The sequence below is a fragment of the Thermohalobaculum sediminis genome, from assembly GCF_023487995.1.
In the GTDB taxonomy this organism is placed as follows: Bacteria; Pseudomonadota; Alphaproteobacteria; order Rhodobacterales; family Rhodobacteraceae; genus Thermohalobaculum; species Thermohalobaculum sediminis.
Map to the genome: position 1 here is coordinate 88454 of NZ_JAMFKN010000004.1, position 12409 is coordinate 100862.

The 12409-nt window shown below is 71.3% G+C and carries 15 protein-coding genes; 6 read left to right on the plus strand and 9 right to left on the minus strand.

Translation table 11 applies throughout. The annotated features are described in order from the left end of the window. Positions 1 to 88: 88 nt before the first annotated feature. Both M1105_RS10120 and M1105_RS10125 read left to right on the plus strand, forming a co-directional pair. Positions 89 to 1282: an RSP_2647 family RNA methyltransferase gene (locus M1105_RS10120; RefSeq protein ID WP_249580246.1), complete on the plus strand. Its 1194-nt coding sequence runs from the start codon at positions 89 to 91 to the stop codon at positions 1280 to 1282. Continuing rightward, positions 1275 to 1838, plus strand: a complete 564-nt coding sequence (locus M1105_RS10125; protein ID WP_249580247.1) for an RSP_2648 family PIN domain-containing protein — start codon at positions 1275 to 1277, stop codon at positions 1836 to 1838. Before M1105_RS10120 ends, M1105_RS10125 begins: the two co-directional genes overlap by 8 nt. A gap of 3 nt (positions 1839 to 1841) precedes the next feature. On the opposite strand, the gene M1105_RS10130 is transcribed toward M1105_RS10125, so the two are convergent. From M1105_RS10130 to purC, 9 genes are all read right to left on the minus strand, one after another. After that, the gene (locus M1105_RS10130) at positions 1842 to 2303 is read right to left on the minus strand and encodes a cupin domain-containing protein (protein ID WP_249580248.1); all 462 of its coding nucleotides are present in this window, start codon (positions 2301 to 2303) and stop codon (positions 1842 to 1844) included. A 69-nt stretch (positions 2304 to 2372) separates the two neighbouring features. Beyond that, complete coding sequence (gene purL / locus M1105_RS10135; RefSeq protein ID WP_249580249.1) at positions 2373 to 4556, minus strand: phosphoribosylformylglycinamidine synthase subunit PurL; 2184 nt, start codon at positions 4554 to 4556, stop codon at positions 2373 to 2375. A 38-nt stretch (positions 4557 to 4594) separates the two neighbouring features. After that, positions 4595 to 4999 (minus strand): hypothetical protein, encoded by a 405-nt coding sequence (locus M1105_RS10140; RefSeq protein WP_249580250.1) that lies wholly within the window; start codon positions 4997 to 4999, stop codon positions 4595 to 4597. Next, positions 4999 to 5700: a phosphoribosylformylglycinamidine synthase subunit PurQ gene (purQ, locus tag M1105_RS10145; RefSeq protein ID WP_249580251.1), complete on the minus strand. Its 702-nt coding sequence runs from the start codon at positions 5698 to 5700 to the stop codon at positions 4999 to 5001. Before purQ ends, M1105_RS10140 begins: the two co-directional genes overlap by 1 nt. A 131-nt stretch (positions 5701 to 5831) precedes the next feature. Next, complete coding sequence (gene purS, locus M1105_RS10150) at positions 5832 to 6074, minus strand: phosphoribosylformylglycinamidine synthase subunit PurS (RefSeq protein WP_249580252.1); 243 nt, start codon at positions 6072 to 6074, stop codon at positions 5832 to 5834. A gap of 88 nt (positions 6075 to 6162) precedes the next feature. Further along, positions 6163 to 6846, minus strand: coding sequence for a ceramidase domain-containing protein (locus M1105_RS10155; RefSeq protein ID WP_249580253.1), 684 nt, complete (start codon positions 6844 to 6846; stop codon positions 6163 to 6165). Between the two features lie 82 nt (positions 6847 to 6928). Continuing rightward, positions 6929 to 7336 carry a DUF3592 domain-containing protein gene (locus M1105_RS10160; protein WP_249580254.1) on the minus strand — a complete coding sequence of 136 codons (408 nt, stop codon included), beginning with the start codon at positions 7334 to 7336 and terminating at the stop codon, positions 6929 to 6931. Continuing rightward, positions 7333 to 7854, minus strand: coding sequence for a DUF3592 domain-containing protein (locus tag M1105_RS10165; RefSeq protein WP_249580255.1), 522 nt, complete (start codon positions 7852 to 7854; stop codon positions 7333 to 7335). Before M1105_RS10165 ends, M1105_RS10160 begins: the two co-directional genes overlap by 4 nt. Further along, entirely contained in the window at positions 7854 to 8615 is a 762-nt protein-coding gene (purC, locus tag M1105_RS10170; protein ID WP_249580256.1) for a phosphoribosylaminoimidazolesuccinocarboxamide synthase, read from the minus strand. The genes M1105_RS10165 and purC overlap by 1 nt, the downstream gene beginning before the upstream one ends. Before the next feature lie 194 nt (positions 8616 to 8809). Between purC and M1105_RS10175 the strand changes: the two genes are divergently transcribed. From M1105_RS10175 to M1105_RS10190, 4 genes are all read left to right on the plus strand, one after another. Then, positions 8810 to 9139, plus strand: a complete 330-nt coding sequence (locus M1105_RS10175; protein ID WP_249580257.1) for a DUF1476 domain-containing protein — start codon at positions 8810 to 8812, stop codon at positions 9137 to 9139. 80 nt (positions 9140 to 9219) lie between these two features. After that, the gene (locus M1105_RS10180; protein ID WP_249580258.1) at positions 9220 to 10728 is read left to right on the plus strand and encodes a cryptochrome/deoxyribodipyrimidine photo-lyase family protein; all 1509 of its coding nucleotides are present in this window, start codon (positions 9220 to 9222) and stop codon (positions 10726 to 10728) included. Positions 10729 to 10750: 22 nt separating this feature from the next. Further along, positions 10751 to 10900: a DUF2256 domain-containing protein gene (locus M1105_RS10185; protein ID WP_249580259.1), complete on the plus strand. Its 150-nt coding sequence runs from the start codon at positions 10751 to 10753 to the stop codon at positions 10898 to 10900. Next, positions 10897 to 12408 (plus strand): cryptochrome/photolyase family protein, encoded by a 1512-nt coding sequence (locus M1105_RS10190; protein WP_249580260.1) that lies wholly within the window; start codon positions 10897 to 10899, stop codon positions 12406 to 12408. Before M1105_RS10185 ends, M1105_RS10190 begins: the two co-directional genes overlap by 4 nt. The last annotated feature ends 1 nt before the right edge of the window (position 12409 follow it).

Sequence of the window (12409 nt, forward strand, 5' to 3'; positions counted from 1 at the left end):
GCGCTTTACCGATGGCCCCGCCGCCGGCCGGCGGCAACCAGCACCTGCTGCCCGACGGCGGCAGCCAGACCCCGCCGGAGCGCCCGAGATGACCGACACCGCCCCCCGCCCGACCGTAAAGCTGCGCCCCGGCAAGGGCCGCCGGCTGGCCGAGGGCGCGCCCTGGGCCTTCGCCGACGAGATCGCGATGGACCGGCGCACCAAGGGGCTTGCGCCCGGCACGCTGGTGCGCCTCGTCGAGGGCGAGACGGCGCTGGGCCTTGCCGCCTTCAACCCCGAGAGCAAGATCGCCGCGCGCCTGATCGACTGCGACACCGAGGTCGAAGTGGGGCGCGACTGGTTCGCCGCGCGCCTTGGCCATGCGCTGGCGCTGCGGGCGCGGCTGTTCGACGCCCCGTTCTACCGACTCGTCCATGCCGAGGGCGACGGCCTGCCCGGCCTCGTGATCGACCGCTTCGGCGAGGCGGCGGTGATCCAGCCCAATGCCGCCTGGCTCGAGCCGCTGCTGCCGGATCTCGAGGCCGCGCTGATGGCGGTCACCGGCTGCACCATGGTGGTGGTGAACGCCACCGCGCGTGTTCGGCGGCTCGAGGGTCTGGACGAACGGCTCGAGGTCACGCATGGCAGCCTCGACGGGCCGATCCCGGTCACGATGAATGGCGCCACGTACCTTGCCGACCTCACCGGCGGGCAGAAGACGGGGCTTTTCTACGACCAACGCCCGAACCATGCCTTCGCCGCGGGTCTGGCGCGGGGCGGGCGGGTGCTCGATGTTTTCACCCATGTCGGCGGCTTCGCGCTGGCGGCGCTGGCGGCGGGGGCGGAGAGCGCGCTCGGCATCGACAGCTCCGCCCCGGCGCTGGAGCTGGCCGAGGGCGGCGCGCGGCTGACCGGCGTGGCGGAGCGTTTCGCCACCCGCCGCGCAGACGCTTTCGCGGCGATGGAGGCCTTGGCGGGGGAGGGCTCGCGCTTCGACCTCGTGGTCTGCGACCCGCCCGCCTTCGCGCCGTCAAAGGACGCGCTGCCGCAGGGTCTGCGGGCCTACGAGCGGCTCGCGCGCCTTGGCGCCGGGTTGGTCGCGCCGGGTGGGTGGCTGGTGCTCTGCTCGTGCAGCCACGCGGCCGATCCCGAGAGCTTCCACCGAGCCAACGCGAAGGGCATCGGCCGCGCGGGCCGCACCGCGCAACTGGTCAATTCCGGGCGCGCGGGGCCCGACCACCCCAGCCATGTCGCGCTGCCCGAAACCTCGTATCTCAAGGCCATGGTCTACCGGCTTGACTGAGGCCCGCCCCGCGCCGGTCTTTCTCGATGCCTGCGTGCTTTACCCGCAGCTCCTGCGCGCCATCGCGCTCGGGGCCGCGCGCGCCGGGCTCTACGATCCGGCCTGGAGCGCGCGCGTGCTGGGCGAGTGGCGCCTTGCCGCCGCGCGCGACGGGGGGCTTGCCGCCGAGGCCGCGGTCGAGGCCGAGTCCGCAGCCATGCGCGCGGCCTTTCCTCACGCCGAGGTCGCTCCCGATCCCGCGGTCGAGGCCGCCATCGACCTGCCCGACCGGGCCGATGCCCATGTCGTTGCCGGTGCCGCCGCCGCGGGGGCGCGGCTGATCCTCACGCTGAACCTGCGGGACTTCCCGGGCCGCCGGCTCGCGCCACTCGGCATCGAGGCGCGCCACCCGGACGGCTTCTTCTGGGAGCTGCTGTCGCGCGAGCCGGGGCGCATGGCGCCCGTGATCCGTCGCGCCTTCGGCCCGCTCGCCGCCACCGGCCCGCGGGCCGAGCGCAATGCGCTAAAGCGCGCCGGGCTCTCGCGGCTCGGCAAGGCGTGGGAATCGATCGCCTGAGGCTCAGCCCGCCAGCGGGTTGGGTCCGAGGAACTCGATCTGGTGGCGCTCGCCGATCGCGGTGATGCGGCCCATGTCCTCGGCGGCGTCGAGCCCCGCCTCGAACACCTCGGTGAAGAACCGCTCGAACCCGCCGGGGCGCATCGTGACCAGAAGCCGCCCCCGCCCGTCGCCGGTGTTGAGGAAGGTGTGGCGCGCGCCACGCGGCACCAGCACCGTGTCGCCCACCCCGGCGTCGAGCGTGCGCCCGCCGCAGAAGAAGCGATACCGTCCCGCCAGCACATGAAAGATCTCGTCCGCGTCGTGATGGACATGCAGCGGCGGGCCGTAGCCCGGCATCCCGCTGTCCTCGAACATCGAGAGCGCGCCGCCCGCGGCCTCGGCCGGCAGCAGGATCGCGATGCGCGCGCCGAACAGGTCCATCGGCGCGACGGCCGCATGCGGTCGGTGGAAGGGCAGCGCCATGCGGGCCTCCATCTGCGCGGGATGCGCGGAGGGCAGTCTATAACACCCGCATGTGTCGCGCGAGGCGGCTCAGGCCTCTCCCATCAGCCGTGCAAAGCCGGTCTCGTGCACCTCGCGCAGGCGCGCGAGCGCGACCGCCGAGGCGCCGAGCCGGACCATGTCACCCCCCGTGCGCCCGACGCGCCGCGCGGACACGCCCGCGGCGATCGCATCGGCCAGGATGCGCTCGACCGCCGCCTCGGGCGCCGCGAGCAGGTAGCGCCCCTGATCTTCGCCAAAGAACCAGGCGAGCGGCGCGAAGCCCTCGGCCGCCTCGACGGCGACGCCGGTGCCCGCGGCCAGCGCCATTTCGGCCGCCGCGACGGCGAGGCCGCCGTCGGAAAGGTCATGGGCCGCGGTGATCAGCCCCTCGGCCTTCAGCGCGCGCACCAGCTCGCCCGCCTTGCGTTCGGCCCGCAGGTCGACATGCGGCGCGTCGCCGTCAGACCGGCGCCAAAGCTCCCAGATCAGCGCCGACTGGCCCAGATGGCCCTCCGAATGCCCGATCAGCACCAGCGCCTCGCCCTCGCCGGGCGCCATCGGGATGATCTCATCGAGCGAAGCCAGCAGGCCGACCGCGCCGATCGAGGGGGTGGGCAGGATCGCCTCGCCGTTGGTCTCGTTGTAGAGGCTGACATTCCCCGAGACGACCGGCATGTCGAGCGCCTCGCAGGCCGCCCCGATGCCTTTGATGCAGCCCACGAACTGGCCCATGATCGCGGGCTTCTCGGGGTTGCCGAAATTGAGGTTGTCGGTCACCGCCAAGGGCCGTGCCCCGGTGGCGCTGAGGTTGCGGAAGGCTTCCGCCACCGCCTGCTTGCCGCCCTCGAAGGGGTTGGCCTTGCAGTAGCGCGGCGTCACGTCCGAGGTGAAAGCGAGCGCCTTGGCCATGCCGTGCACCCGCACCACTGCGGCGTCCGAGCCCGGGCGCACCACCGTGTCGGCCAGCACCATATGGTCGTATTGCTGCCAGACCCAGGCGCGCGAGCAGAGATTGGGCGAGCCGACGAGCCGCTCCAGCGCCTCGGCCGGGTCCATGTCGGGCACGGGGGCGAGCGCCGGGGCAGGGGGGCTCTCGACCCAGGGGCGGTCGTATTCCGGGGCCGAGCCGGACAGCGCCTTGAGCGGCAGGTCGGCCTTCACCGCCCCGCCGTGGCGGACGAGGAAGCGATCCTCGGGGATCGTGTGGCCGACGATGGCGAAGTCGAGGTCCCACTTCTCGAAGATCGCCCTCGCCTCGGCCTCCTTCTCGGGCCGGAGCACCATGAGCATCCGCTCCTGGCTCTCGGACAGCATCATCTCGTAAGCGGTCATCGCCTGCTCGCGGCAGGGCACGGCGTCGAGGTCGAGCTCGATGCCGAGGTCGCCCTTGTCGCCCATCTCGACCGCCGAGCAGGTGAGCCCCGCCGCACCCATGTCCTGGATCGAGATGACCGCGCCCGAGGCCATCAGCTCGAGGCAGGCCTCCAGGAGCCGCTTCTCGGTGAAGGGGTCGCCCACCTGCACGGTGGGGCGCTTCTCCTCGGCGTCCTCGCCGAACTCCGCGCTCGCCATGGTGGCCCCGCCCACCCCGTCGCGCCCGGTCTTGGCGCCGAGATAGACGACCGGCATGCCGACGCCCGAGGCCGCCGAGTAGAAGATCTTGTCCGCGTTCGCCAGCCCCGCGGCGAAGGCGTTGACGAGGCAGTTGCCGTTGTAGGCCGGATGGAAGCGCACCTCGCCGCCCACGGTGGGCACGCCGAAGCAGTTGCCGTAGGCGCCGATCCCCTCGACCACGCCGGCCACAAGGCGGCGGGTCCTGGGGTGCTCGATCTCGCCGAAGCTGAGCGCGTTCATCGCGGCGATGGGGCGGGCGCCCATGGTGAAGACGTCGCGCAGGATGCCGCCCACGCCGGTGGCCGCACCCTGGTGCGGCTCGATGTAGCTGGGGTGGTTGTGGCTCTCCATCTTGAAGACCACCGCCTGCCCGTCGCCGATGTCGACGACGCCCGCGTTCTCGCCCGGCCCGCAGATCACCTGCGGCCCCTTGGTCGGCAGGGTGCGCAGCCATTTCTTCGAGGACTTGTACGAGCAGTGCTCGTTCCACATGGCCGAGAAGATGCCGAGCTCGGTGAAGCTCGGCGTCCGGCCCAGGAGGTCGAGGATGCGCTGGTATTCGTCCGGCTTCAGCCCGTGATCGGCAGCGAGCGACTGGTTGACTTCGGGCTCTGTCATGGCGGGCCTTGGCGGATCTCGGGGGACTTCGGATGGGTTCAGCAGGCGGCGGCGCCGGCGGCGACCGAGCGCGTGAGGCTCGACTTCATGCGCTCGTAACGGCCGGGCGCCTCGACGGCGGCGCCGATCAGGCGCACCTCGGTGACATTGGCGCGCACTGGCACGATGTCGGCGGTCATCAGCTTGCCGGCGTCGGTGAAGAAGCTGACATCGCCGGTCTGGCGGTCCACCAGCATGTTCGCGGCCTGAAGCTCGGCGTCGAGCCAGCAGACCGCGCCGACCTGTTCGAGGCCCGTGCGGACGGCGGCATAATCTGCCTCGAGCACCACGGCGCGGAACGGCTCGGCCGGCGCATCGGGCTGGCGATAGCCATACGCCTCGGGAGGCCTGCTGGGCGCGCAGGCCGCGAGCGCCAGCATGAGGGCAGGGGCCGTGCGGCGCATCAGGCAGCCACCGAGACCGCCTCGACGAGGCTGCGGAACAGGGGCGCACCGTCGGTACCACCAAGGCGCGGGTCGGCCAGCCGTTCGGGATGCGGCATCATGCCCAGCACCCGGCGGTTTTCCGACAGCACCCCCGCGATGTTGCCGACCGCACCGTTGGGATTGGCCTCGAGCGTCGCGCGCCCTGCGGCGTCGGCATAGCGGAAGGCGATGCGATCCTCGGCCTCGAGCCGCGCCACCAATGCCGCGTCGGCGACATAGGCGCCGTCGTGATGCGCGACCGGCACGCGGATAAGCCGCTGGTTGCCGTAGGCCGAGGTGAAGGGACTGTCGAGTGTCTCGACCGACAGCATCACGTCGCGGCAGACGAATTTCAGCGTCTGGTTGCGCATCAAGGCACCGGGCAGCAGCCCTGCCTCGATCAGGATCTGAAAGCCGTTGCAGACCCCCAGCACGATGCCGCCGCGATGGGCGAAGTCCACCACCGCCCGCATGATCGGCGAGCGCGCGGCAATCGCCCCGCAGCGCAGGTAGTCGCCGAAGGAAAACCCACCCGGCAGCGCCACCACGTCGAGCCCGGGGGGCAGGGCCGCGTCCTTGTGCCAGACCATCTGCGCGGGGCGGCCCGCGGCGGCGCCGAGCGCGACGGCCATGTCGCGGTCGCAGTTCGAGCCGGGGAAGACGATGACGGCGGACTTCATGGCAACCCCCTCACATCGCGAAGATGACGTAGACTGCGGCGGCGAGCGGCGGGATCAGGAAGGCGGCGGCGATCTTGGCGATCAGCCAGTTCCGCGCGCGGGCATGGCGCTTTGCGGCCTCGCCCCTCACGTCATCCCACCAGCTCGACGCGGTAGTTCTCGATCACCGTGTTCGCCAGCAGCTTCTCGGCCATCCGCGCCAGCTCGGCCTCGGCCGCCGCGCGGTCGGTGCCGCTCAACTCGATCTCGATGACCTTGCCCTGGCGGACGCTCTCGACGCCCTCGAAGCCCAGCGTGCCCAGCGCGTGGCGGATCGCCTCGCCCTGCGGGTCGAGGACGCCGGTCTTGAGCGTGACGAAGACGCGGGCTTTCATCGGGCGCACCTCTCGCGGGTCGGGCTGTTGGGCCCCTCCATACAAGCGCGGGCAAAGCGGGGCAAGGCCGCCTTCGCGCCCGCGACACTCAGGCCGGCTGCAGGCGCCTCAGCGGCTCGCGCCCGTACCGGATCAGTGTGGCGATCAGCAGCCACAGCAACAGCCCGTTCATGAGGTGCCAAACGAAATGCGTGCCCACCGGCCAGGCCCCACAGACCGGACCGTCCAGCGTCCGGAAGGTGAGCGAGACCGCGAACACGCCCGCCCCCAGCATCAGCCCCGAGCCCGCCGCATGGCCGCGAAGATGCAGCCAAAGCCCGATGCCGCCCAGCGCCATCAGCGCGGGCAGGTAGCTCACGCTGCGGCCGATCACCGGCATCAGCACCTCGCGCAGGACCGCCGAAACCGCGAACATCGCGACCAGGAAGCCCAGCATCACCAGCGCCGACCGCCCCCAGCCGAGGCCCACGTAAGCGCGCATCGCGATGGTGAAATAGGCGAGGATGAAGATCAGGATCGGCCCGGTATCCGCCATCGCCGCCCAGACGGTGGCGAAGGTGTGGAACAGGAACGAGCCGATGCCGACGATGATAGCATTGGCCGTCAGGAACATCACCGGCCCGTCGAGCCGGTCCATCCGCCGCGCCATCGCGATGGCGGCAATCCCGGCCAGGATGAAGGCGATGTTGGTCAGCGCGTTCAGCGGCTCTGCCCAGAAGGCATCGCCGACCCGCTCGCAGTAGCCGTCGATCCGCCGCAGAAGAGGGTGCATCCGTCCGTCCCGAGCCGCCCGTTCCCTGTCGCCGATATGGGGCCTTGCGCGCCGATGCCAAGGCGCGCTTGCGCCCGCCGCCTCAGCCCGCGCCGCCGTGCAGCAGCGCCAGCGCGCCGATCAGGCAGAGCCCGGCTAGGCCGAACCCCGCGCTCGCTCCCTCGAGCCGCGTGAGCGCCGTGCGCGTGTGCGTGCGCGGGTGGTGCATGATCTCGATCCGGTCGCCGCGCTTGAGGGGGCGGCGGGCGATGTTGACCGGAACACGGGTCGTCACCTCGCGGCCGTCGGGCGCGGTGAAGACGACCTCGACCGACCACTTGCCCGAGGCGAGCGAGCGCCGCGTGGGGATGTCGGTCACCCGCGCCCCGACCTTCGGCCAGCGCGCGCGGGCGAACCAGGCGAGAACCGGCTGCAGCGCCGCCACCAGCGCCAGCGCCAGAAGCGCGGCCGCCACCGGCCCCTCGCCGAAGCGCGCGATCAGCCCGCTCATTCGGGGTCGGTGCCGTGTTCGAGACGATAGCGCGCGCGCCCCACCCGCTCGAGATGGCGGAACAGCCAAATCAGCCCGAAGGTGAAGAGCCCGCCCACGGCGGTGAACGCCATTGGTCCCAGCCAGTGGTCCCAGAAGCCGCGGTCGAGCCGCACCCGGTCAGCCGCCTCATTGTCATAGCGCACCCAGACTCGCTCGCCCATGGCGCGCTCGCCGAAGCCCAGGGCGATGGTGACCTCGCTATCGCGCCATGCTCCATCCGGCCCGGCATAGCGCACGGTCGGCCATTCGGTGATCACGGTCTCGCTGAAGCCGTCGCGGTTGCGCCGGGTGCTCTCCTCCAGCCGGATCGAGACGATCTCGCCGATCGTCCGGCTGCTGTCGGCAAGAAAGCCCCATGTCTCGATCGCGAGCGCGAGGCCGAGGGCTAGGAAGCCGACCGGCACGAGCAGCGCCACCGCCCGCATCCACAGGGGAAACTCGGGCTGGTAGGGCGGCGGTGTCGGCTGTGTTGCCATCAGTGGACGAGCTTGGGGCCCTTCTTGCCGTTCCCGCCTTCCGGCAGGATGCCGAGCCGCCGCGCCACTTCGGTGTAGGCGTCCGCGAGCGAGCCCAGGTCCCGGCGGAACACGTCCTTGTCGAGCTTCTGGCCGGTCTTGATGTCCCACAGCCGGCAGCTGTCCGGGCTGATCTCGTCGGCGACGATGATCCGCTGGAAATCGCCGTCCCAGATCCGCCCGCACTCGATCTTGAAGTCCACCAGCCGGATGCCGACGCCGGTGAACAGGCCCGAGAGGAAGTCGTTGACCCTCAGCGCCAGCGAGATGATGTCGTCGATGTCCTGCTGGCTGGCCCAGTTGAAGGCGATGATGTGCTCCTCGGTCACCATCGGGTCGCCCAGCGCGTCGTCCTTGTAGTAGAACTCGATGATCGGGCGGGGCAGGGGCGTGCCCTCCTCGATCCCGAGGCGCTTCGACAGCGAGCCGGCGGCGACGTTCCTGACCACCACCTCCAGCGGCACGATCTCGCAGGCGCGGATCAGTTGCTCGCGCATGTTGATGCGGCGGATGAAATGGTTCGGCACGCCGATCGAGGTGAGCGCCGTCATGATGTGCTCGGAGATGCGGTTGTTCAGCACCCCCTTGCCGTCGATCACGTCATGCTTCTGCGCGTTGAACGCGGTGGCGTCGTCCTTGAAGTACTGGATGAGCGTTCCCGGCTCGGGCCCCTCGTAGAGGATCTTGGCCTTGCCTTCGTAGACCATCCTGCGCCGCGCCATGAGTCTCTCCAAATCTCGCAAAGACGGATCGCGCCCCGGAGGCTCCCTCCGGCGCGCGCCGCGTTTCTATATGCGCGCGGGGCGCCTTCCACAAGGGTGCCAGTGCCGCATTGCCTCGGGGGCAGGGGATTCCCTATATCGACATTGAGTTCGCGATGCCCGAATCCGTGGCGCAGGGAAGGAAGAGCTGATCCATGACCACCTTCGATGAGCGCGAGAGCGCGTTCGAGAACAAGTATGCCCACGACGCCGAGATGCAGTTCAAGGCCGAGGCCAGGCGCAACCGGCTGCTAGGCCTGTGGGCGGCCGAGAAGATGGGCCTCTCGGGCGACGAGGCGGCCGCATATGCCAAGGCCGTGGTGATCGCGGATCTCAAGGAAGCGGGCGACGAGGACGTCTACCGCAAGGTCAAGGCGGATTTCGACGCCAAGGGCATCGCGATCACCGAGGCCGAGCTTCGCAAGCGCATGTCCGACCTGCGCGCCGAGGCCAAATCGCAGGTGATGTCCGAGGCGGGCGACTGACGTTGCACCCCGGCCCCGGTCCGGGGCCGGCTTGACGCCACGCCCTCCCGTCCCATCTCGCGGGGCCGGAGGGAGGGCGCATGGCGACAGGCATCGTCTGGTTCAAGCGCGACCTGCGGGTGGACGACCACGCGCCGCTGAACGATGCGGCGCGCGAGGGCCCTGTGATCCCGCTCTACATCGTCGAGCCCGGATTGTGGCGCGAGCCCGTTGCTTCGGCTCGGCAGTGGCGCTTCGTCGCGGGAGCGCTCGAGGCGCTGGCGGCCGAGCTTGCCGCGACCGGCGCGCCGCTCGTGATCCGATGCGGCGATGCCGTCGAGGTGCTCGAGGCGCTGCGGGACCAGCTTGGCCCCTTCACGCTCTGGTCGCATCAGGAAACCGGCGACGCCTTCACCTACGCCCGCGACCGTCGGGTCGCGGGCTGGGCCCGCGCGCATGGCATCCGCTGGCGCGAGCTGCCGTCGGGCGGCGTGATCCGCCGGCTGCGCAGCCGCGACGGCTGGGCCGCGCGCTGGGATGCCACGATGGCCCAGCCTCTCGGCCCCGCGCCCCGCGCCCTGCCGCCGCATGGCATCGACCCCGGCCGCCTGCCGTCCGAGGCAGATCTTAGCCTCGCGCCCGACCCCTGCGCCCCCACGCCCGCGAGCCCGTCGGACGCCCGCGCGTTGCTGGAAAGCTTCCTTGCCGGGCGCGGGCGGCAGTATCGGCGCGAGATGTCCTCGCCCGTCACCGCCTACGACGCCTGCTCGCGGCTCAGCCCGCATCTGGCCTGGGGCACGATCTCGTCGCGCGCGGCGTGGCAGGCGGCGCGCGCGGCCCGGCCCGGCGCCGACCCGGCGCTGCGCGCGTCGATCGACAGTTTCACCGCGCGGCTGCACTGGCGCTGCCATTTCATGCAGAAGCTCGAGGACGAGCCCGCCATCGAGACCCGCTGCATGCACCCGCTCTACGAGGGCCTGCGCGAGCCCGATCACGACGAGGCGCGCCTTCGGGCCTGGCTCGACGGGCGCACCGGGCTGCCGATGGTCGATGCCTCGATGCGCGCGCTGGCCGCTACGGGGTGGCTGAACTTCCGGATGCGCGCCATGGTGGTCTCGGTCGCCGCCTATCACCTGTGGCTCGACTGGCGGCGCTTCGGACCGGGGCTCGCGCGGCTCTTCACCGATTTCGAGCCCGGCATCCATTGGAGCCAGTGCCAGATGCAGTCGGGCACCACCGGCATCAACACACTCCGCGTCTACAACCCGGTCAAGCAGTCGTTCGACCAGGACCCCGAGGGGTTGTTCCTGCGCCGGTGGCTGCCGGAACTCGCGCACCTCCCCGCCGCGCTGATCCACGAGCCGTGGAAGATGAGCCCCACCCGGCAGGAGGAACTCGGCTGCCGCATTGGGCACGACTACCCGGCGCCCATCGTCGATCACGTGGCTGCCGCCCGCGCGGCGCGTGAGCGGGTCTACGCCCGCCGCCGCGCCGAGGGCTTTGCCGAGGCGAAGCGCGCCGTGCTGGCTCGCCACGCCTCGCGGCGCCCCGCCCGCCCGCGCCCCGACCGCGCGCGCAAGCCGGGACCGCAGACGAGCTTCGATTTCTGAGCCCCGCCGCAGCGAGACCGCCATGCCCCGGATGCGCCGCAAGGCCGACCTGCCCGTGAAGACCTGCGCGACCTGCGGGCGGCCCTTCGCCCGGCGGCGCAAATGGGCGAAGGTCTGGGAGCAGGTGCGCCACTGCTCGGACCGCTGCCGGGGGCGGAGGGCGCGCCGGTGACATATCGCCGCCTGATCCTGATCCTCGGCGACCAGCTCGACCACCGGGCGGCCGTGCTCGACGGGCTCGATCCCGCGCGCGATGCCATCGTGATGACGGAGGCACGCGAGGAGGCGTCCTACCTTCCGCAGCACAAGAAACGGCTGGTGCTGTTCTTCGCGGCCATGCGCCACTTCGCGGCCGAACTGCGCGGGCGCGGCCTGACGGTCCATTACCATGCCCTCGACGGCGAGGCGCCCGCGGCGACGCTGGCCGAGGGGGCGGCGCGTCACGCAACCGAATCCCTCCATGTCACCCAGCCCGGCGACTGGCGCGTGCTGGCGGGGCTGAGAGCGCGCTTTCCCGGTCTCGTCGTCCATGACGACCGCCATTTCCTCAGCACGCCGGCCGAGTTCGAGCAGCTCGCCGCCGGCCGACGGCGCTTCGTCATGGAGGATTTCTACCGCGCCATGCGCCGGCGCACCGGCTGGCTGATGGAGGGCGACGCACCGGCGGGCGGGCGCTGGAACCTCGATGCCGAGAACCGCAAGCCCTTCGGCCGCGAGGGGCCGGGCCTCGTGCCCCCGCGGCCCACGGCCGAGCCCGACGCGATCACCCGCGAGGTGATGCGCATGATCGAGCGTGAGTTCCCCGGCGCCCCCGGCTCGACCGCGGGTTTTGCCGAGCCGGTGACGCGCGCCGACGCGCTCGCGCATCTTCGCGACTTCATCGACCACCGCCTGCCGGGCTTTGGCGATCATCAGGACGCGATCGCCACGGGGCAGCGAACGCTGTGGCATTCGCGCCTGTCGGTCGCGCTCAACCTCAAGCTCCTCGACTCGCGCGAGGTCTGTGCCGCCGCCATCGAGGCCTGGGCCGACGGGCGCGCGCCGCTCAACGCGGTCGAGGGCTTCGTGCGCCAGATCCTCGGCTGGCGGGAATTCGTGCGTGGCATCTACTGGACGCGGATGCCCGCCTATGCCCGGCTCAACGCGCTTGGGGCCGAGGCGGATCTTCCCGGCTTCTTCTGGACGGCCCGGACCGACATGGCCTGCCTCGCCGATGGGCTGGGCGCTGTGCTGGAGGAAGGGTACGCCCACCACATCCAGCGGCTGATGGTGATGGGGCTCTTCGCAATGCTGTGGGGCGCGCATCCCTTGCGGGTGCATGACTGGCACATGGCGCTCTATCTCGACGCGGTCGACTGGGTCAGCCTGCCCAACGTGCTGGGCATGAGCCAGCATGGCGATGGCGGCATCGTTGGGACCAAGCCCTATGCCGCCTCGGGCGCCTACATCTCGCGGATGTCCGACTGCTGCCGGGGCTGCCGCTACGATCCGCGCGACGCCACTGGCCCGCGCGCCTGCCCCTTCACCACGCTCTACTGGGACTTCCTCGCGCGCCACGAGGGCCGATTCCGCCGCAACCGGCGGATGACGATGCAGATGGCGAATCTTGGGCGCAAGAACGGTGCCGAACTCGCCGCGATCCGCGCGGCGGCCGATAGCCTGCGCGCGCGGCTCGGCTGAC

Excerpts from the sequence above, each read along its gene's own strand:
- purS (WP_249580252.1), bottom strand. The coding sequence starts at position 6,074 with ATGAAAGCCCGCGTCTTCGTCACGCTCAAGACCGGCGTCCTCGACCCG.
- M1105_RS10155 (WP_249580253.1), bottom strand. The coding sequence starts at position 6,846 with ATGCACCCTCTTCTGCGGCGGATCGACGGCTACTGCGAGCGGGTCGGC.
- M1105_RS10160 (WP_249580254.1), bottom strand. The coding sequence starts at position 7,336 with ATGAGCGGGCTGATCGCGCGCTTCGGCGAGGGGCCGGTGGCGGCCGCG.
- purL (WP_249580249.1), bottom strand. The coding sequence starts at position 4,556 with ATGACAGAGCCCGAAGTCAACCAGTCGCTCGCTGCCGATCACGGGCTG.
- M1105_RS10185 (WP_249580259.1), top strand. The coding sequence starts at position 10,751 with ATGCCCCGGATGCGCCGCAAGGCCGACCTGCCCGTGAAGACCTGCGCG.
- purQ (WP_249580251.1), bottom strand. The coding sequence starts at position 5,700 with ATGAAGTCCGCCGTCATCGTCTTCCCCGGCTCGAACTGCGACCGCGAC.
- purC (WP_249580256.1), bottom strand. The coding sequence starts at position 8,615 with ATGGCGCGGCGCAGGATGGTCTACGAAGGCAAGGCCAAGATCCTCTAC.
- M1105_RS10120 (WP_249580246.1), top strand. The coding sequence starts at position 89 with ATGACCGACACCGCCCCCCGCCCGACCGTAAAGCTGCGCCCCGGCAAG.
- M1105_RS10175 (WP_249580257.1), top strand. The coding sequence starts at position 8,810 with ATGACCACCTTCGATGAGCGCGAGAGCGCGTTCGAGAACAAGTATGCC.
- M1105_RS10130 (WP_249580248.1), bottom strand. The coding sequence starts at position 2,303 with ATGGCGCTGCCCTTCCACCGACCGCATGCGGCCGTCGCGCCGATGGAC.
- M1105_RS10140 (WP_249580250.1), bottom strand. The coding sequence starts at position 4,999 with ATGCGCCGCACGGCCCCTGCCCTCATGCTGGCGCTCGCGGCCTGCGCG.
- M1105_RS10180 (WP_249580258.1), top strand. The coding sequence starts at position 9,220 with ATGGCGACAGGCATCGTCTGGTTCAAGCGCGACCTGCGGGTGGACGAC.
- M1105_RS10165 (WP_249580255.1), bottom strand. The coding sequence starts at position 7,854 with ATGGCAACACAGCCGACACCGCCGCCCTACCAGCCCGAGTTTCCCCTG.